This is a genomic window from Streptomyces malaysiensis subsp. malaysiensis (genome assembly GCF_040653035.1).
Classification (GTDB): Bacteria; Actinomycetota; Actinomycetes; order Streptomycetales; family Streptomycetaceae; genus Streptomyces; species Streptomyces malaysiensis.
Genome location: NZ_JBEZNG010000002.1, coordinates 311,052 through 328,838, shown reverse-complemented (window position 1 = coordinate 328,838; position 17,787 = coordinate 311,052). Strand labels below are relative to the sequence as shown.

Annotated in this window: 15 protein-coding genes; 9 read left to right on the top strand and 6 right to left on the bottom strand. The window is 69.8% G+C overall.

The features are described 5' to 3' along the window. Positions 1 to 12: 12 nt before the first annotated feature. Positions 13 to 741: a TetR/AcrR family transcriptional regulator gene (locus tag AB0E24_RS05650; RefSeq protein WP_069862963.1), complete on the bottom strand. Its 729-nt coding sequence runs from the start codon at positions 739 to 741 to the stop codon at positions 13 to 15. 173 nt (positions 742 to 914) lie between these two features. Between AB0E24_RS05650 and AB0E24_RS05645 the strand changes: the two genes are divergently transcribed. From AB0E24_RS05645 to AB0E24_RS05620, 6 genes are read left to right on the top strand one after another with little or no spacing between them, the layout of a single operon-like run. Then, the gene (locus tag AB0E24_RS05645; protein WP_359375019.1) at positions 915 to 2,627 is read left to right on the top strand and encodes an ABC transporter substrate-binding protein; all 1,713 of its coding nucleotides are present in this window, start codon (positions 915 to 917) and stop codon (positions 2,625 to 2,627) included. Between the two features lie 31 nt (positions 2,628 to 2,658). After that, positions 2,659 to 3,627, top strand: a complete 969-nt coding sequence (locus AB0E24_RS05640) for an ABC transporter permease (RefSeq protein ID WP_069862967.1) — start codon at positions 2,659 to 2,661, stop codon at positions 3,625 to 3,627. Beyond that, positions 3,624 to 4,535, top strand: coding sequence for an ABC transporter permease (locus tag AB0E24_RS05635; RefSeq protein ID WP_347231382.1), 912 nt, complete (start codon positions 3,624 to 3,626; stop codon positions 4,533 to 4,535). The genes AB0E24_RS05640 and AB0E24_RS05635 overlap by 4 nt, the downstream gene beginning before the upstream one ends. Continuing rightward, complete coding sequence (locus tag AB0E24_RS05630; protein WP_359375018.1) at positions 4,535 to 5,548, top strand: ABC transporter ATP-binding protein; 1,014 nt, start codon at positions 4,535 to 4,537, stop codon at positions 5,546 to 5,548. Before AB0E24_RS05635 ends, AB0E24_RS05630 begins: the two co-directional genes overlap by 1 nt. Then, entirely contained in the window at positions 5,545 to 6,558 is a 1,014-nt protein-coding gene (locus tag AB0E24_RS05625) for an ABC transporter ATP-binding protein (RefSeq protein ID WP_093701028.1), read from the top strand. The genes AB0E24_RS05630 and AB0E24_RS05625 overlap by 4 nt, the downstream gene beginning before the upstream one ends. Next, complete coding sequence (locus AB0E24_RS05620) at positions 6,555 to 8,408, top strand: prolyl oligopeptidase family serine peptidase (protein WP_359375017.1); 1,854 nt, start codon at positions 6,555 to 6,557, stop codon at positions 8,406 to 8,408. Before AB0E24_RS05625 ends, AB0E24_RS05620 begins: the two co-directional genes overlap by 4 nt. Positions 8,409 to 8,420: 12 nt before the next feature. On the opposite strand, the gene AB0E24_RS05615 is transcribed toward AB0E24_RS05620, so the two are convergent. Further along, entirely contained in the window at positions 8,421 to 9,104 is a 684-nt protein-coding gene (locus AB0E24_RS05615) for a GntR family transcriptional regulator (RefSeq protein WP_069862977.1), read from the bottom strand. A 108-nt stretch (positions 9,105 to 9,212) separates the two neighbouring features. Here AB0E24_RS05615 and AB0E24_RS05610 point away from each other — a divergent pair, with 108 nt between their 5' ends. After that, entirely contained in the window at positions 9,213 to 10,379 is a 1,167-nt protein-coding gene (locus AB0E24_RS05610) for a mandelate racemase/muconate lactonizing enzyme family protein (RefSeq protein WP_069862979.1), read from the top strand. Positions 10,380 to 10,542: 163 nt separating this feature from the next. After that, a complete protein-coding gene (locus AB0E24_RS05605; RefSeq protein WP_359375016.1) occupies positions 10,543 to 11,880 on the top strand; it encodes a cation:dicarboxylate symporter family transporter in 1,338 nt (445 codons plus the stop codon). 112 nt (positions 11,881 to 11,992) lie between these two features. Here AB0E24_RS05605 and AB0E24_RS05600 read toward each other — a convergent pair whose 3' ends face one another. Further along, a complete protein-coding gene (locus tag AB0E24_RS05600) occupies positions 11,993 to 14,242 on the bottom strand; it encodes an MMPL family transporter (protein ID WP_359375015.1) in 2,250 nt (749 codons plus the stop codon). A 154-nt stretch (positions 14,243 to 14,396) separates the two neighbouring features. Next, the gene (locus AB0E24_RS05595; protein WP_359375014.1) at positions 14,397 to 15,296 is read right to left on the bottom strand and encodes a ketopantoate reductase family protein; all 900 of its coding nucleotides are present in this window, start codon (positions 15,294 to 15,296) and stop codon (positions 14,397 to 14,399) included. A gap of 37 nt (positions 15,297 to 15,333) precedes the next feature. Between AB0E24_RS05595 and AB0E24_RS05590 the strand changes: the two genes are divergently transcribed. Then, on the top strand, positions 15,334 to 15,963 hold the full coding sequence (locus AB0E24_RS05590) for a TetR/AcrR family transcriptional regulator (protein ID WP_069862985.1): 630 nt from the start codon (positions 15,334 to 15,336) through the stop codon (positions 15,961 to 15,963). Between the two features lie 59 nt (positions 15,964 to 16,022). Here AB0E24_RS05590 and AB0E24_RS05585 read toward each other — a convergent pair whose 3' ends face one another. Both AB0E24_RS05585 and AB0E24_RS05580 read right to left on the bottom strand, forming a co-directional pair. After that, positions 16,023 to 16,916, bottom strand: coding sequence for an NAD-dependent protein deacetylase (locus tag AB0E24_RS05585; protein WP_079255887.1), 894 nt, complete (start codon positions 16,914 to 16,916; stop codon positions 16,023 to 16,025). 105 nt (positions 16,917 to 17,021) lie between these two features. Then, a complete protein-coding gene (locus AB0E24_RS05580) occupies positions 17,022 to 17,729 on the bottom strand; it encodes a GntR family transcriptional regulator (RefSeq protein WP_079255886.1) in 708 nt (235 codons plus the stop codon). Positions 17,730 to 17,787 lie beyond the last annotated feature (58 nt).

Here is a 17,787-nt window from a genome sequence, read left to right as displayed (position 1 = left end):
CGACCGATCCGGTTACCCCGCCGCCTTCTGCCGCACCCGTGCCTCCACCGAGTCCAGCAGCATGTCGAGCGCGTGGTCGAAGACCGTGGGGTCACCGATCGCGGCCAGCGGCGCCGTCAGGGCGGCGATACGCGGGTAGGTGTCCGCCGGAAGGCGGCGGTACTCCAGTTCCCAGGCCAGGGTGTCCCGGTCCCGGGTCTCGGGGTCGAGCGCCTGGAGCCCGGCCTCCATGGCGGACAGCGAGCGGATCACGTTCCCGAGGACACGTACGTACATCACCGCCTCCTCATCGTCCAGCCCGGCCCGGTGCAGGCAGTCGAGGGCGAACTCCACATTGGCGAACTCGGTCGGCCGGCGGGTCGTGCGCGCCGCCATCTGCCAGGCGAACACGGGATAGCGCAGATAGTGCTCGTGGATGTACCGGGCCTGGGTCCGCAGATCGTCGCGCCAGGAGTCGGTGGCCCGCAGCTGTCCGCCGTAGGAACGCGCCCGGAGGTCGTCGATGAGCTCAAGGATCAGCTCGTCCTTGTCGCGGAAGTGCCGGTAGAGCGAGGTCGGATGGGCGTTGAGCTCCCTCGCCAGGGCTTGGAAGGTGAATGCCTCCAGACCGTCCCGGGAGGCGACCTTCTCCGCCGCGTCCAGGATCACCCGCCGGCTGAGCGTGTCCCGTGCCAGCCGCCGCCGGCCCCCGGCCCCGCCCGCCGCGGCTCCCTTGCTGTCGCCCGCGCGCGCACCACTCATGATCTTCCTTTCCCTCGGCTTCCGGGACACCGTCGCGACCCTATCGCTCGCTACGAAACGTTATTCACACACGTAGGCAATGCGAACGCATAGTTACTAGCCTATCTCCATTGCTAAGTCTTGTGCCGCTCCTTACGATGAGCCAACGGCTTCGCCACGGAAGGTTTCCAGCCATGCCTCAACTGCTCGCAGCGACCGTTCAGGGCCGGTTCCCGGCCCGACTCCCGGCGGCCGGCGCACTTCTCACCGCCCTGACGCTGACCGCCACAGCATGCACCTCGGGGACCGCCTCCCCCCAGTCGGAAACCAGCACGAACCTCCCGGTCAGGGAGGGTGGCAGCCTGGTCATCGGAGCCGAGCAGGAGCCCGACTGCGCCGACTGGATCGGCACCTGCGGCGCCTCGGTCTGGGGCACCTACCTGATGCAGGCCGAGACCATCCCGCAGGTCTTCGATGTCCGCCTCAAGGGCAAGAACTGGACACCGGTCCCGTCAAACCTGATGGCGTCGGAGCCGATGACGAAAGTGGTCGGGAAACAACAGCGGATCACCTACCGGCTCAACCCGAAGGCCGTCTGGTCCGACGGGAAGCCGATCACCTCCGCGGATCTGAAGTACACCGCCCTCCAGGTCCGCGACGGCAAGGCGATCTTCGACAAGAGTGGCTACGACCGCATCACGTCGATCGACACCCCCGACCGCACCACCGCCGTCGTCACGCTCAAGTCCCCCTACGGCAACTGGAAACAGCTCTTCGGCGCCGGCTACGGCGTGCTCCCCTCCCACCTCCTCCGGGGCAAGGACCGCAACGCCGTCATGAAGGACGGCTACACCTTCAGCGGCGGCCCCTGGAAGATCGCGTCCTGGAAGGAGGGGGTCTCCCTCACCCTCGTCCCCAACGACCGCTACTGGGGCCCCAAACCGCACCTGGACAAGGTCACCTTCCAGTTCGCCTCGGACACCTCGGCGGCCACCCAGGCATTCGCCAGCGGGCAGTTCGACGCCCTCTACCCCACCCCGCAGCTGACCACGGTGGACCAGATCAAGGCGCTGGGAAGTGCGGCCCGTATGCAGGTGCAGGCGCAGACCGGCAACCTCCAGGCGCTGTGGCTCAACAACGCGAAGTTCCCCTTCGACTCGGCCGCCGTACGCAAGGCATTCGCCTACTCGGTCGACCGCGAGGCCATCGTCAAGCGCCTGTTCGGCTCGTACGGCGTCACCACTCCCGCACAGAGCTTCCAGTCGCCGCTGGTCTCCCGCTACGCGTCCACCGACTTCTCCGGCTACAAGCCCGACCCCACCAAGGCGGAACGGCTCATGAAGGCGGACGGATGGGCCAAGAACGCGAGCGGGTTCTGGGCCAAGCACGGCAAGGAGGCCGCGTTCACCGTCACCTCCCTCGCCGGCAACCAGAGCCGTGAACTGACCGAGCAGATCCTCCAGTCCCAGCTCGCCAAGGCCGGGTTCAGAGTGAAGATCAAGAACTCCACGCCCGCGAACATCTTCGGCAAGCTGGCCCCCGCCGGTGACTTCCAGCTGGGTCTGTGGAACATCACCGACTCCTTCCCCAACCCGACGCTGTCCGCCACCTTCAGCAGCACGGCCATCCCGAGCGCCGCCAACAACCAGTCGGGCATCAACTTCATGCGCATCCGCGTCCCGGGCCTGGACCCGGTCCTGGAGCGGGTCGACACCGAACTGGACGACACCTCCCGGATCAAGGAGTCGCACAGGGCGGAGAAGCTCATAGCCGACGACGTCCCCTCGCTCCCGCTGTCCGCCGTCCCGAACGTCCTCGTCACCGGCAAGCGGGTCGGCGGACCGCTCTCCATCAACCCGGTGGAAGGCCCCTGGTGGAACCTCGAGGAATGGGGCCAGGCGAAGTGACACCGGTCCGCTCACCGCGCGGGGGCCGACCATGACGAGGTACGTCCTGCGCCGCCTGCTCGCCTCCGTCCCCGTGGTCTGCGTCGCCTCGTTCATCCTCTTCTGGGCGGTGCGGGCGACCTTCGACCCACTGGCGAAACTGCGTCAGTCGGTCGATCCCGAGGCCCTGCGCCGTGAGACGCTCCGCCTCGGGCTCGACCGCAGCCTGCCCGAGCAGTACCTGCTGTGGGTCAAGGGCTTCGTGCGGGGTGACTGGGGCACCAGCACCCGGACCGGCGGAGCCGTGCTGCCCATGGTCGGCGACGCCCTCGGGACCACGTTGCAGCTGATCCTGTGGGGCGTGGCCCTCGCCGTCGTCCTGGCACTGGCGATCGGGCTGTACTCGGCGGCGCGCCAGTACTCCGCGGGCGACCACGTCCTGACCGGCCTGTCCTATCTGGGCGTCGCCATGCCGGCGTTCTGGTTCGGCCTGGTGCTCATCCAGGTGCTCGCCGTATGGCCCAAGCAGCAGTTCGGGCTGGCGGATCCGCCGCTGTACTTCGTGGGGCTCCACTCCGTGGGACACAGCGGACTCGATCTGGACTATCTGCGCCATCTGGCGCTGCCCGTGGCCACACTCACCGTCGGCCTCGTCGCCTCCTGGTCCCGGTTCGGCCGCGCCACCCTCCTGGAGGCGCTCTCCAGCGACTACGTGCGCACCGCACGGGCCAAGGGTGTCCCACGCCGGCGCATCCTGCTGCGCCACGCCCTGCGCAACGCGCTCGCGCCGTTCGTCACCGTGGTCGCGATGGATGCCGCCGCGCTGGTCGGCGGGCTCGTGGTGACCGAGCAGATCTACTCGATCCCCGGCATGGGCAAGCTGTTCCTCGCCTCCCTGGAGACCGGCGACGTCTTCGTCCTGCTGCCCTGGATGTTCGTCGTGGCCATCGCCGTCATCCTCTTCAACCTGCTGGCCGACCTGTCCTACGCCCTCCTCGATCCCCGGGTGGTCCTGCGATGACCCAGCCCACCGCCCTTCCCACGCCGCCGCCCCCCGTCTCCGGACCGCCCGCCGCGCCCGGCGACCCGCGGACCTCCCGCGTCCTCCTGTCCCGCTTCCTGCGCCACCGGCTCGCGGTGGCCTCGCTGATCGTGCTGGTCCTGCTGGCGGTCTGCTGTTTCGGCGCCACCTGGATCGCGCCCAGCCCGCGCAACGCGCAGAACCTCCTGGACGCCTCCCAGCCACCGTCCGGCGCCCACTGGCTGGGCACGGACTCCCTGGGCCGCGACTACCTCAGCGAGATGCTCTACGCCGGCCAGCTCTCGCTGGCGATCGGACTGGGCGTCGCCCTGCTGGCCACCCTGGTGGGGACGGCGGCCGGCGCGGTGGCCGGGTATCTCGGCGGCTGGGCCGACGAGGTGATCATGCGCGGGGCCGACCTCTTCCTGATCGTGCCCCCGGTCGCCGTGCTTGCGGTGTCCCTCCAGGGCCTCGGTCCCTCGCCCGTGACCATCGTCGTGGTGCTCAGCAGTCTGGGCTGGACCCTCATCGCCCGTGTCGTACGGGCCCGGGTGATCCAGCTGCGCCACCAGGAGTTCGTGGAGGCGGCCCGGGTCATCGGCGCCTCCGGCCCCAGGATCGTCGTACGGCATCTGCTGCCCAATCTGACGGGCCTGATCGTGGTCAATGTGTCCCTGTCGGTGGCCATGGCGATCATCCTCGAATCCACCGTCAGCTTCCTCGGCTACGGCATCCAGCCGCCCCGGTCGAGCTGGGGCAACATGCTCACCCAGGCGGCCGGGCTGATCGGCACCTCGCAGTCCTATCTCCTGTACGTCCCCGGCCTGGCGATCCTCATCACCGTGCTCGCCGTGAACTTCCTCGGCGACGGGCTGCGTGACGCGCTCGACCCCCAAGGCAGGCAGTGATGAAGTCCTTCACCGAAGTGACCGGCGAGGCGACGGCTCCGTTGCTGTCGGTCCGCGACCTGTGCGTCACCTATCGCACCGACGCCGGGCCCGTGGTCGCCCTCGACCGGCTCTCGTTCGACCTGAGGGCCGGGGAGACCCTGAGCATCGTCGGCGAGTCGGGCTCCGGGAAGAGCGCCGCCTCCCTGGCGGTGATGGGACTGCTGCCGCGCAACGCCGTGGCAGCGGGCTCGGTGCGGTTCCGCGGCCAGGAGCTGCTGGGCCTGTCCGACCGGGAGATGCGGACCGTGCGCGGCCGGCGCATCGCCATGGTCTTCCAGGACGCGCTCGCCGCGCTGAACCCGATGATGACCGTGGGCGCCCAGCTCGCCGAGGCGGTGAGCGTGCACGACCCGGACATCTCCCGCGCCGCCCTGCGGGACCGGGCCGTCGAACTGCTCGACGTGGTCGGCATCCCCGACCCCCGGACCCGAGCCGGCCAGTACCCGCACGAGCTGTCGGGCGGCATGCGCCAGCGTGTCATGATCGCCACCGGCATCGCCAACGAACCGGACGTCCTGATCGCCGACGAGCCGACCACCGCGCTCGACGTGACCGTCCAGGCCCAGGTCCTCGACGTCCTGGGGCGTGTCCAGGACCGTACGAAGTCCGCCATCCTGCTGATCACCCACGACCTGGGCGTGGTGGCCGGCCTCGCCGACCGGGTCCTCGTCCTGTACTGCGGGCGCAAGATGGAGGAGGCCCCCGTGGAGCCCCTCTTCTACCGGTCGGCCCACCCCTACACGCGCGGTCTGCTCGCCGCGCTGCCGAGGATCGACCGCGGCACCCGGCGCCTGGCGCAGATCGCCGGCCAGCCGCCTTCCCCCACCGAGCGGCCCCCGGGCTGCCCCTTCCAGAACCGCTGCCCGCACGCCGAGGACCGATGCGCCGAGAGCCTCCTGCCGGTCACGGTCGGCGAGGGGCACACCGCGGTCTGTCTGCGGGCGTCCGAGATCGCGAGCGTGACGCCATGACCGCACCGGCACTGACCGTCGAGGGGCTGGTGGCCGAGTACACCACTGGCCGGCGCGGCCGACGCGCGCAGACCGTACGGGCCGTCTCCGGGGTGGACCTCGTCATCCCGCGCGGCACCACCCTGGGCCTGGTCGGCGAGACCGGCTGCGGCAAGAGCACCCTGGGCCGCTGCCTGGTCCGGCTGACCGACCCGGCCGCCGGACGCATCAGGCTGTTCGACACGGATGTGACGGCGGCCGGCCGACGGGAGCTTGCGGCCGTACGCCGTCGTATCCAGTTCGTGTTCCAGGACCCGTACGCCTCCCTCAACCCGCGGCTCACCGTGCACGCGGCACTTCTCGAACCGTTGAAGATCCACGGTCTGCACCGGGGCCGGGAGAACGACAGGGTGAGCGAACTGCTGGAACTGGTCGGCCTGGACCCCGGGCACGCCCACCGCCATCCGCACCAGTTCTCCGGCGGCCAGCGGCAGCGCATCGGCATCGCCCGCGCGCTCGCGGTCGAACCGGAGGTGCTGGTCCTCGACGAACCGGTCAGCGCCCTCGACGTCAGTGTCCAGGCCGGGGTGATCAACCTGCTGGAGGACCTCCAGGAGGAGCTGGGACTCACCTACCTGTTCGTCGCGCACGATCTGTCGGTGGTGCGCCAGATCAGCGACGAGGTCGCCGTCATGTACCTCGGGCAGATCGTCGAACAGGGGCCCGTGGACACGCTGTTCACCCAGCCCCGCCATCCCTACACCCAGGCCCTGCTGTCGGCCGTGCCCATCCCCGATCCACGTGTCCAGCGGGCGCGCCGGCGGATCGTCCTGGACGGCGATCTGCCCAGTCCGCTGGCTCCGCCGTCCGGCTGCCGTTTCCGCACCCGGTGCTGGAAGGCGCGGGACCTGTGTGCCGAGACCGCGCCAGCCCTCGCCGAGCAGGGCGACGGTCATCTTGCCGCCTGCCACTTTCCCGCTGACCCGCCCCCGGCGATACCGGGCGAACCCAAGGAGGTCACCGCACCATGACCAGGAACTGGCATCGGTTCTTCACCGCCGAACGGCCCCTCGCGGTCCGGCGCGGGCGCGGACCGGGCGACAGGTCGCTGATCGTCGTGGAGAGCGACGAGGGTCCCCGGCTGACGCTGTGGGACACCGAGCACGGCACGGTCCGGCCGCTGAGCGAGGTGACCTCGGGCGACCTCGCGCAGGCGGTGCTCACCTCCGACGGCGGGCACCTGCTCAGCCTGCACGACGACAACGGGTCCGAGGTCGGCCATGTGTACGCGATACGCCTCGACGACGGCGTCAGCCATGATCTGACACCGGACCTGCCGCCCTACACCCTGCGCGGGATGGATGTGGCGGGACGGGCCGACCGTGCCGTGATCACCTGCGCCGCCGAGGACGGTTTCAGCCTGTGGCTGCTCAGCACGGACGGCTCCGCCGGCCCCGAGCTGTTGCTGAGGTCGGGCAACGAGGCGTGGAACGGCCTGATCTCGGCCGACGCCCGCCTCGCCTGCGTCGACACCACCGACCACAACCCAGGGGTCCGCAGGTTCGCGGTCACCGTCGTCGACACCGTCACGGGCGCGGTACTCGCCTGCCTGAGCGACGGACCCGAGGCGCCCGTGCGCGGCGTGCGGTTCTCCCCCGTCCCGGGCGACGACCGGATACTGGCCGCCACCGAACGCACCGGATTCGCCCGTCCCTGCGTCTGGCATCCCACGCGCGGCACCCGCGTCGACATCGACCCATCACATCTGCGGGGCGACCTGGTCCCGCTCGACTGGTCCGAGGACGCCACCCGCGTCCTGGCCGTGCACGTGGACGGCGGTATCCACCGGGTCATGGAGGCCGACCTGGAGTCGGGCGAACTCCGGCCGCTCGACCATCCGCCGGGGGCGTACTTCGAGCCGGACGTGGCGGACACCCACTGCCACCTATGGGCCTCGCACTACGGTCCCGGGCACACCGTGCGCCTGCTGCACCAGCGTTTCGACTCCCCCCTGCGCGTCCTGAACGGCGACGGCCCGGAGAACCTTCCCGGCCCCGAGGTCTTCCCGCGGCAGGACCTGGACGGCGTCCGGTGCCGGTCGGCCGCGGTCCGCTCGGCCGACGGGACGTCCCTCCAGCTGTGGTGGGCCCGGCCGCGCGGCGTCGAGGAGCCCGTGCCCCTCGTCCTGCATCTGCACGGCGGCCCCAACCTGGTGACGGTCGACCGCTACGACCCCGCGGCCCAGGCATGGCTGGACAACGGCGTGGCGTACGCCTCGCTGAACTACTGCGGTTCGGTCACCTTCGGGCGGCGCTTCCGCGAGGGGTTCATGCCGCACATCGGCGACCGGGAGCTGGAGGACATCGAGGCGGCGGTCCGGTGGCTGGTCGCCGAGGGCGTCGCCGATCCCGGCAAGGTCTTCATCACGGGTGCCTCGTACGGCGGTTTCCTCTCGCTGCTGGCCGTGGGACGCCTGCCCGGACTGTTCGCCGGAGCGCTGGCCCACGTACCGATGGCGGACTGGCTGGCGGGGTACGAGGACATGAACCCGGCGCTGCGCGCGGCCTGTTCGTCGTTCTTCGGCGCGCGGCCCCAGGACGACGTGGAGCGCTTCGTGCGCGCGTCGCCCATCACCTACGTAGCCGATGTGGTGGCCCCGGTGTGGATCAACCAGGGCACCCACGACACCCGCACCGCGCCCAATCAGGTGCGCGGCTATGTGGAGGCGCTGCGCGCGGCCGGTGGGAACGTGGTCGTCGACTGGTACAGCGGCGGCCACGAAACCAGCGGCCGGGCCAAGGCGCTGAGCGAGCAGAACACGATGCTCGGCCTGGTCCGCGCCGCCCTGCGCCAACAACCGTGGGACCAGGCCCTGTTGTGAGACCCCGCCGAGCTACGCCGTGCGTGCGCCCTCGCGGTCCTCGAGGGCGCTGATCGCGGTGGCAGTGAGGCTGTGGGTGATGTGGTCGCGCATCAGCTGGGCGGCTTCGGCCGCCCGGCCGTCGACTACGAGGGAGACGAGCCGGTGGTGCTCCTGGAGGTCCCGGGTGCGGGGTTCGTCGCCGGGCGGGAGTTCGAGGCCGAGGCGCCGGTAGCGGTCGGACTTGTCCCACAGGTCGTCCAGGAGCCGGATGAGGACATCGTTGTGCGAGGCCCGGTAGAGCGCCTGGTGGAAGGCGCGGTGCGCGGTGAGCGCCTCGTCTCCCCACTGGCGTGTGACGGGGAGCAGTCTGTCCACCGCTCCCCGCATGGTGGCGATGTCGTCGTCGGTGCGCCGCCGCGCGGCGAGTTCGGCGGCGGTGGGGTCGAGGGAGAGACGGACTTCGAACAGCTGGCGGGCCTCGTCGGAGCTCATGGTGGAGACGCGGACGTCGCGGTGGGTGTCGACGTCCAGGAGGCCCTCGCTGCTGAGGCGGCGGATGGCTTCCCGCAGCGGTGTGATGCTCATGTTGAGGGAGTCGGCCAGCTCGTACTGGGCCAGGCGTGAACCGGCCGGGAGAGTCCCGGTGAGGATCCGGCTGCGCAGTTCCGCGTAGGCGAGATCGCTCTTGCTGAAGAACAGGTTCTGGCCCGCCATAGCCCCTGACCGTTCCTTTCCGGAGGTTCCCCAGCCCTTGACACGGCGTGCTGGACGGTCTCACTCTAACAGCCGTCACATCTTATAAGTTATGAGAGGCACCCGGTCGTGAAGATCACCAACGTCCACGAGGGCACCGTCCCGATCAGCTCCTCGATCCGCAACGCCTGGATCGACTTCAGCTCCATGGACTGCTCGATCGTGGCGATCGAGAGCGATGTCATCCGTGACGGGAAACCGGTCGTGGGCTACGGCTTCAACTCCAACGGCCGCTACAGCGCCGGTGAGATCCTGCGCCGCCGCACCCTGCCGCGCCTGCTCGCCGCGGAGCCCGGCAGTCTCCTGGACGAAGGCGGGGAGCTGGACCCCGCCAAGGCGTGGGACGTCATGATGCGCAACGAGAAGCCCGGCGGGCACGGCGAGCGCTCGGTCGCGGTCGGCGTGGTGGACATGGCGCTGTTCGATCTCGCCTCCAAGATCGCGGGCAAGCCGCTGTACCGGTGGCTGTCGGAGCGCTACGGCGACGGCCGGCCCGACGACTCGGTGTTCGTCTACGCCGCCGGCGGCTACTACGCCCCGGGCAAGACCATCACCGACCTGAAGGACGAGATGCGCGGCTTTCTCGACCTGGGCTACGACGTGGTCAAGATGAAGATCGGCGGCGCCGATCTGGCCGAGGACCTGCGCCGTATCGAGGCCGTCATCGATGTGCTGGGCGGCGACGGCTCCCGGCTGGCCGTCGACGTCAACGGCCGCTTCGACCTGGCCACCGCCCTGGAGTACGGGCGGGCCATCGAGCCGTACGGCCTGTTCTGGTATGAGGAGATCGGCGACCCGCTGGACTACCAGCTCAACGCCACGGTCGCCGAGCACTACGCCGGACCCATCGCCACCGGTGAGAACCTGTTCTCGCTCCAGGACACCCGCAACCTGATCCGCTACGGCGGGCTGCGCCCCGACCGCGACACCATCCAGGTCGACCCCGCGCTCAGCTACGGCCTGGTGGAGTACCTGCGCATCCAGGACATGCTCCACCGGCACGGCTGGTCCTCGCGGCGCTGCGTCCCGCACGGCGGACACCAGTTCTCCCTGCACATCGCGGCCGCCCTCAAGCTGGGCGGCAACGAGTCCTACCCGGGCGAGTTCCAGCCCACCGGCGGCTTCGCCGATGACGCCGTCGTCGAGAAGAGCCGGGTCGGACTGACCGACCTTCCCGGTATCGGCTTCGAGGGCAAGGCCGCCTTCTACAAGGTGCTGCACGACCTGCACCACTGACCGGCACCGCGGCAGGCGAGCTCATCACAGCGGCGGGCCTCCCGCCGCGGGCGCGGCCATATCCACGCGCCACGCATGTCACCGGGGACGCGGACCGCGTCGCGTCCCCGGCACCCCCACGGGACAGGGCTACACACGATCGTCGTGCAAGGGAGCACCAACGATGACATCCACCACCACCGGCCGCCCGCGGCGGTCACGGCTGAACCGTCTGATCGGTGAGCTGTGGTTCCAGGTCGTGCTGGCAGCGGTCCTCGGAATCGCCGTCGGCCTCGCCGCTCCCGGGCTCGGTGAGGAACTCACACCGCTCAACGACTGGTTCATCGCTCTGGTCAAGATGATCGTGGTCCCGGTGGTCTTCTGCGTGGTGACCACCGGTATCGCGTCCATGGACAACCTGCGCAAGGCGGGCCGGATCGGTGTGAAGGCGATCGGCTACTTCCTGGTGCTGTCACTGGTGTCGATGCTCATCGGGCTGGTGGTCGCCAACGTCCTCCACCCCGGCACCGGCCTCGACATCGATCCCTCGAAGCTCAACGCCGACGATGTGCCCGACGCCGCCCATGAGCACGCCACCTTCACCGGCTTCGTCTCCTCCCTGATTCCCTCCTCGCTGCTGGGCGCGATTACCGGCGACGCGATCCTGGCCGCGCTCATGGTCTCGATCGTCTTCGGCGTGGCACTGAACATGGCGGGGGAGGACGCCGCTCCGCTGACCCGCGGCATCCGGGCGCTGTCGGACGTGGTGTTCAGGATCGTGGGGTGGGTCATGCGGCTGGCGCCGCTGGGCACCTTCGGGGCCCTGGCCACCGTGGTCGCCACCTACGGCGCCGAGAGCCTGAAGCAGCTCTCCTACCTCATCATCCTGTTCACCGCGACCTGCGTCCTCTATGTCCTGGTCGTGCTCGGGGCCATCATGCGCGCCTGCCACCTGAGCCTGTTCGCCCTCATGCGCTTCCTCAAGGCCGAACTGCTCGTCGCCCTGAGCACCTGCTCCAGCGAAGCCGTCCTGCCGCAGCTCGTGAGCAAGCTGGAGACCCTCGGCATCGGCCGCCCCGTGGTCGGCATTGTCATCCCCTCCGGGTTCTCCTTCAACCTGGACGGCTCCGCCGTCTACCTCACGATGGCCTCCATGTTCCTGGCCCAGGCCGTGGGCATCGACCTGTCCTGGCAACAGCAGCTCGTGATGGTCGGCGTCATGATGCTCACCAGCAAAGGCACCGCGGGAATCGCCGGTGGCGCGTTCATCGTGCTCGCCAGCACCGTCACCGCGGTCGGCCACATCCCGCTGGCCGCCCTCTCGCTGATCGTGGGCATCGACCGCATCCTCAACGAGGGGCGCGTCTTCATCAACGTCCTCGGCAACGCCGTCGCCACCATCGTGATCGGCAAGTGGGAGAACGACTTCGACACCGACCGGGCCCGCTCCGTACTCCACCCCGGCAAGACGCCGCCCCCGCCGGCGGCCGTCGACACCACCAAGGTCGGCGCCGGCAGCTGACCTGCCCGCCTCGGCCTCGATATCACCCACTTCCCGGACGAGCCCCGGTTACGCCGCTCATGTCCGCGACGAAGGGCCCTCGCCGTGTCCGAAGGGAAGACGGAGCACGCGGTCACGGGTGTGGAACGGCCTCCTGCTCGGACGGTGTGTCCGGGGCTTGTGGCGCGGCGGTTCGCGGGGTGAGTGTTTCGCCTTCCACGTCTACCCGGGGCAGCGTTTTGGCCAGCCATCGCGGCAGCCACCAGACTCGCTTGCCCAGCAGGGCGAGGACCGCCGGCACAAAGGCCATACGGACGATGAAGGCGTCGAAGAAGACGGCGCCGGCCAGGCCGAAGCCGACCATCTTGACCATGTTTTCGCCGCCCGTCATGAAGGCGCCGAACACCGAGATCATGATGAGTGCCGCGGCGCCCACGATGCGTGCGCTGTGCCGGAAGCCGGTGGCAATGGACTGGCCCGGTTCTTCGCCATGGAGGTGGGCCTCACGGATGCGGGAGACGAGGAAGACCTGGTAGTCCATGGCGAGGCCGAAGATGATACCGACCAGGAAGAGCGGCATGATGCTGATGATCGGGCCGGTTTCATCGACGCCGAACGCGCCCGCGCCGTGTCCCTGCTGGAAGACAACGACAATCACACCGAGGGCCGCGCCCACCGACAGCAGGAAGCCGAGGGCGGCCTTGAGCGGGACCAGGATCGACCGGAAGACGAGCATCAGCAGAAGGAGCGCCAGGCTGACGATGACGGCGAGGTAGGGCACGAGGGCGCCCCGCATCTTCTGGGCGACATCGATGTTCAGCGCGGTGGTGCCGGTGACCTCGAAGTCGGCGCCGGTCGCGGACTCGATCGCGGGCCGCTGGCCGCGGATGGAATGAACCAGGTCCTGTGTCTGCCGGCTGGTGGGTGCGGTGGAGGGCACGGCGGACAGGATGGCGGCGTCCCCCGCCTGGTTGAACCGTGCCGGGGAGACGGAGACGACACCCTTGGTATGGGCGATCTTGGCGGAGACGGCCTTGACCGCGGCCTTCGGGTCGTCGGCGTTCTTGGTGTCGACGACCACGGTCAGCGGGCCGTTGAAGCCCGGTCCGAAGCCGTCGGCGAGGGCGTCGTAGGCGCGGCGCTCGGTGGTGCTGGGGGATTTGGCCTCGTCGCCCGGCATTCCCAGCCGCAGATCCAGCGATGGGATCGCGATCGCCCCCAGACCGACTACGGACAGCACGAGCACCGGGACGGGCCTGCGTATGACGAAGTGCGCCCAGCGCACCGCCAAGGGTGCCTTGCCGTCCTTGGCGCCGCTCTTCGACGCCACCTCCCTCGCCGAGCCGCTGCCTTGGCCGGCGGCCTTGCGGACACGGCGCGACAGAACGGCATCGGGCCAGAATCCGAGGAGGGCCGGCACGACGGTGAGCGCGATCAGCACGCCGACCAGGACCGCGAAGGCGGAGCCCACGCCCATCTTGGTGAGCATCGGCACACCGATCACCGCCAGGCCGAGCAGCGCGATGATGACGGTGAGGCCGGCGAATACGACGGCGCTTCCCGCCGTGCCCACGGCCAGGGCCGTGGCCTCCTGTGCGGGACGTCCCTTGGCACGTTCCTCGCGATAGCGGGAGACCACGAACAGCGAGTAGTCGATACCGACCGCCAGACCGAGCATCATGGCCAGCTGGCCGACGCTGGAAGAGAAGCCGAGGGCACTGCTCAGCGCGGTGATACCGGCAAGGCTGACAGCGATGCCCAGCAGGGCGGTGAGCAGCGGCAAGCCGGCGGCGGCCATCGATCCGAAGGTGATCACCAGCACCACGGCGGCGACCACGATGCCCAGCACCTCACCCAGTCCCTGCTCCGGCTGCGAGCTCACCGCGGAGCCGCCGGCGTCCACCGTCAGACCGGTCTGCCGCGCCTGCTCGATGGCCTTGTCCAGATCCGTCTTGCTGGCGTCGGTGAGGTCGTTGGCGGCGACCTTGTAGGTGATGGTGGCGTACGCGGTGAAGCCGTCCTCGCTCACCGCGCCGGTCGCGAAGGGGCTGGTCGCCTGCGCGACTTGAGGCCCGTTGGCTGCCGAGCTCACGAACTGGTCGATGGCGGCCCGGCTTCCGGCCGAGGTGACCTGCCGGCCGTTCTCGGCGACGAACACGATACGGGCCTGCGCGCCGTCCGCCGCAGAGCCCGGGAACCGCTCGTTGATGAGGTCGAATGCCTGCTGGGACTCTATCCCCGGCATGGAGGACGAATCGTCCGGCGCCGCGGGGGCGCTGACAGCACCGAAAACGGCAGCGGCTGTCACCGCGAGCCATACCAGTACGACGGTGCCGCGCTGCCGGAAGGCCCAGCGGCCCACCCGATGCAAGAAGGTCGCCATGAGATGGCATCTCCGAATCTGGGAATCGGGAGTGTCCGTGGTCCGACGGGACCTGGCTGTGCCATCGGCCCGGGTGACACTCCCTGTGCGGAATAAGGCATGCAGGCCGCCACGGCCGATGCGATGCCTTGGCCTCGGTCGAGGCGTCTGACGTCTACCGGGCTGAGGCGAGAGCGCTGAGCTGGTCGGCCAGCCGGTCCAACTCGGCTCGCGTTGCGGGGGAGGCGTTGTTGAGCGCGCTGCTTTCAACCGCCGAGCTGCGCAAGAAACGCCGGAGCATGGGCACGAGCAGCCCCTCGGGCAACTTCTGGAGCATGGCGAAGGCGCTCGGGACCGCAGGCGTCGGCTGGGCGCCGAGGTTGTCCCGGATGTGGCCGAGCATGCGCCGGACCGCCCGCGGATCACCGGCCAGCGCGGAGGGGCCGCCTGCCGCCTGCACCGCCAGCCCGAGCGGTACCTCGAACGCGGCGTGCGTCTTGAGCCAGGCATCCATCCGCGGCTCGGCCTTGGCGTTGAGCCCGGCGGCGCGGAACGTCCGCACGATCCGTTCCAGTCGCGGGGTGGCCCGGCCGTCGGGTTCGCCGATCGGCATCGAGACCCGGCGGGTTACGAAGTTCGCCCTGCGGTAGCGCACCACGTCGCCGTCCATCGTGCCGGCGGCCACCGGGTAGCCCAACAGCACCCGCTCGGGGCCGATCACCTCGCCCAGCGGCCCGGCACCGGCCGCCCAGTTGTGCAGGAACAGCACATCGCCATCGACACCCGCCAGGGAGTCGAGCACCGGGTCGACCTGATGGGCGCGTACGAAAACCGTGGTCAGGTCGTAGCCGTCGGCGGGCCGCTCGACCACCGGCACCGGCACTCCCCGGACGACCGCGCTGTTCTCCTCCGCCAGCCGAACGCCCCGCTCACGCAGGGAGGCCAGACGTTCCCCCCGGGCCAGGAGCGCGACATCGTGCCCGGCCTCGTGCATGCGGACCGCGAACTGGCTGCCCAGCACCCCGGCGCCGTAGACGAGCAGTTTCATGGTGGCCCTCTTCGCGGTCTCACTCATACGTTCGTTTGAATCAATCGTATGTATCATTGCACACATGGCCAACGCTGATACCCGCACCCAGATCCTCGACTCGGCCGAGGCACTCTTCGCCGAGCGCGGTTACCGGGGAACCTCCGTGCGCGCGATCACCGACGGTGCCGGTGCGAACCTCGCCGCTGTCGGCTACCACTTCGGTTCGAAGGCGGAGTTGTGGGCCGCGGTCGCCCACCGTGTGATCGAGCCCATCAACGCGGCGCAGAACGCGGGGCTCGACCGGCTACTCGCGCAATCCTCGAACCCACGGGTCCCCGAGCTGGTGGAGGCGTTCGCGGGGCCCTTGTTCGACGTGACACCGCAAGGCGACAAGGGTGGTGCGCGGACCTCCCGGCTCGTCATGAAAATTCTCAGCGACCCGGCCGACGAGGCCCGCAGCTGGACGGGACCGACCCAGGACAGGGTCCGCGACCGCTACCTGGCGGCCTTCAAACGCGCACTGCCCGGCATCTCGGCGCAAGAGCTGGGGTTCCGGCTGCGCGGACTTCTCGCGGTGACAGCCGTGGACCGCATCGACATCGACACCCAGCGCCACTCGACCGGCGACTTCCCGGCGCAGGACGATGCGGTCCGGCGCTTTGCGATCACATTCCTCGCGGCAGCGATGAGCGCGCCACCGACTCGAAGCTGAGCGTGTTCCTCATCGCGCACGGTCGCCGGCCGGGCGGTAAAGCCGAGCCGCCGGCCGCGTCACGCCGGTGCCGACCCGGGGATGCCCAGTTGGCCGGCCACGGCGGTGAGGGCCGTGCCCAGCGGGAGCGCGACCCGGGTGACGGCGTGCCGGTCGCCCCGGGTCGGGTCGAGGTTGACGATCAGCACCGGCTTCCCGGCCTGGGCCGCCTGGCGGACGAACCGGAGCCCGGACATCACTGTCAGTGAGGAGCCCAGGACCAGCAGCGAGGCCGCCTCACGGACCAGCGTGCGGCAGTGCTCGACCCGCCGGGGCGGAACGGCTTCGCCGAAGAACACCACGTCCGGTTTGAGGACGCCGCCGCAGACCGTACAGGGCACCACGCGGAAGTCCCCGACCTGTTCATCGGTGAGGTCGGCGTCCCCGTCCGGATTGATTCCGGCGGCCACCGGCGCGAAGCCCGCATTGGCCTCCTCCAGCCGCCGGGCGAGTTCGCGGCGGTGGCTGAAGGCGCCGCAGGAAAGGCAGACGACCCGGTCCAGGCTTCCGTGGAGTTCCACGACGCCCTCGCTGCCCGCGGCCTGGTGCAGGCCGTCGACGTTCTGGGTGATCACGCCCGAGAGCAGGCCATGCCGCGCGAACGTGGCCACGGCCCGGTGCCCGGAGTTGGGACGGGCGCGGCCGAAGGTGCGCCAGCCGAGGTGGCTGCGGGCCCAGTACCGGCGCCGGGCCTGGGCGTCGGCCGTGAAGTCCTGGTAGGTCATCGGGGTATGCCGGTTCAGGCTCCCGCCCACACCCCGGTAGTCGGGGATGCCGGACTCCGTGGAGATGCCCGCTCCGCTGAGCACCAGCACACCGCCGGTGCTCAGCGCATCGGCGACCGGTTCCAGGTCCGTGCTGCCCGGCGGCAGGTCCTCGGTGGGGGTCCAGCTCAAAGTGGGGCGCATGCGCATGTCACCAGAGTACGGAACAGGCTGCCACCACCCGCTTCCGCCGTCGATGGCGCCGTTGAACGGGGCGCGACTCCAGCCGTGAAGCCGGTGCGGCGGCGGGCGCTCTCACGGCCGGCGTTCGCGAGCGGGGGAGACGCTGTCGGGCCGCGCCCAGTCGGAGCGGACATGCAGCAGGTGGTGGCGGATCAGATCCTCCAGGCCGTTCATGTCGTTGCGGGCGATGGCTTCGAGTATGTGATGGTGCTCATGGGCGGAGCTGTCGAGGGCCCCCCGTTCCGCGAGCGCTTCGAGGCCGTACAGCCGGGTCTGGTCCCGCAGCGCGGCGACAGCGGCCACCAGGCGCCGGTTGCCGCACAGTTGGAGCAGGTCGAGGTGGAAGCGCCGGTCCGCTTCGAGGAAGCCGACGACATCACCTTCCCGAGCCGTTTTCTCGATCTCGTCCACGATGGCCGTCAGGCGTGTGAGGTCCTCGGGCCGGGCGTTCGCGGCCGCTTGCAGCGTGCCGGGCACCTCCAGGAGCAATCGCATGGTGTAGACCTCGTCGAGATCGTGCTCGCTCATGGGGATCACTCGGTAGCCGCGGTTGCGGACGGGCTCCATCAGGCCCTCGTTCACCAGTGTCAGCATGGCTTCCCGGACCGGACTGCTGGAGACGCCCAGCCTGGTCGCCAGGGCCGCGGCCGAATAGATGTCTCCCGGTCGGATCTCCCCGGATACCAATGCCTGCCGGACCAGGGCAAGGACCTGCTCGCGAAGGTTCGTGCGGTGAAGCGGACCGGCCAGCGCGTCGGGTGCCATCGGTTCTCCGCTCATGTCACTTCATCTCTTCTTGACTTGGCTCCCACTTGCATGCATCTTAACGTCTTACCGG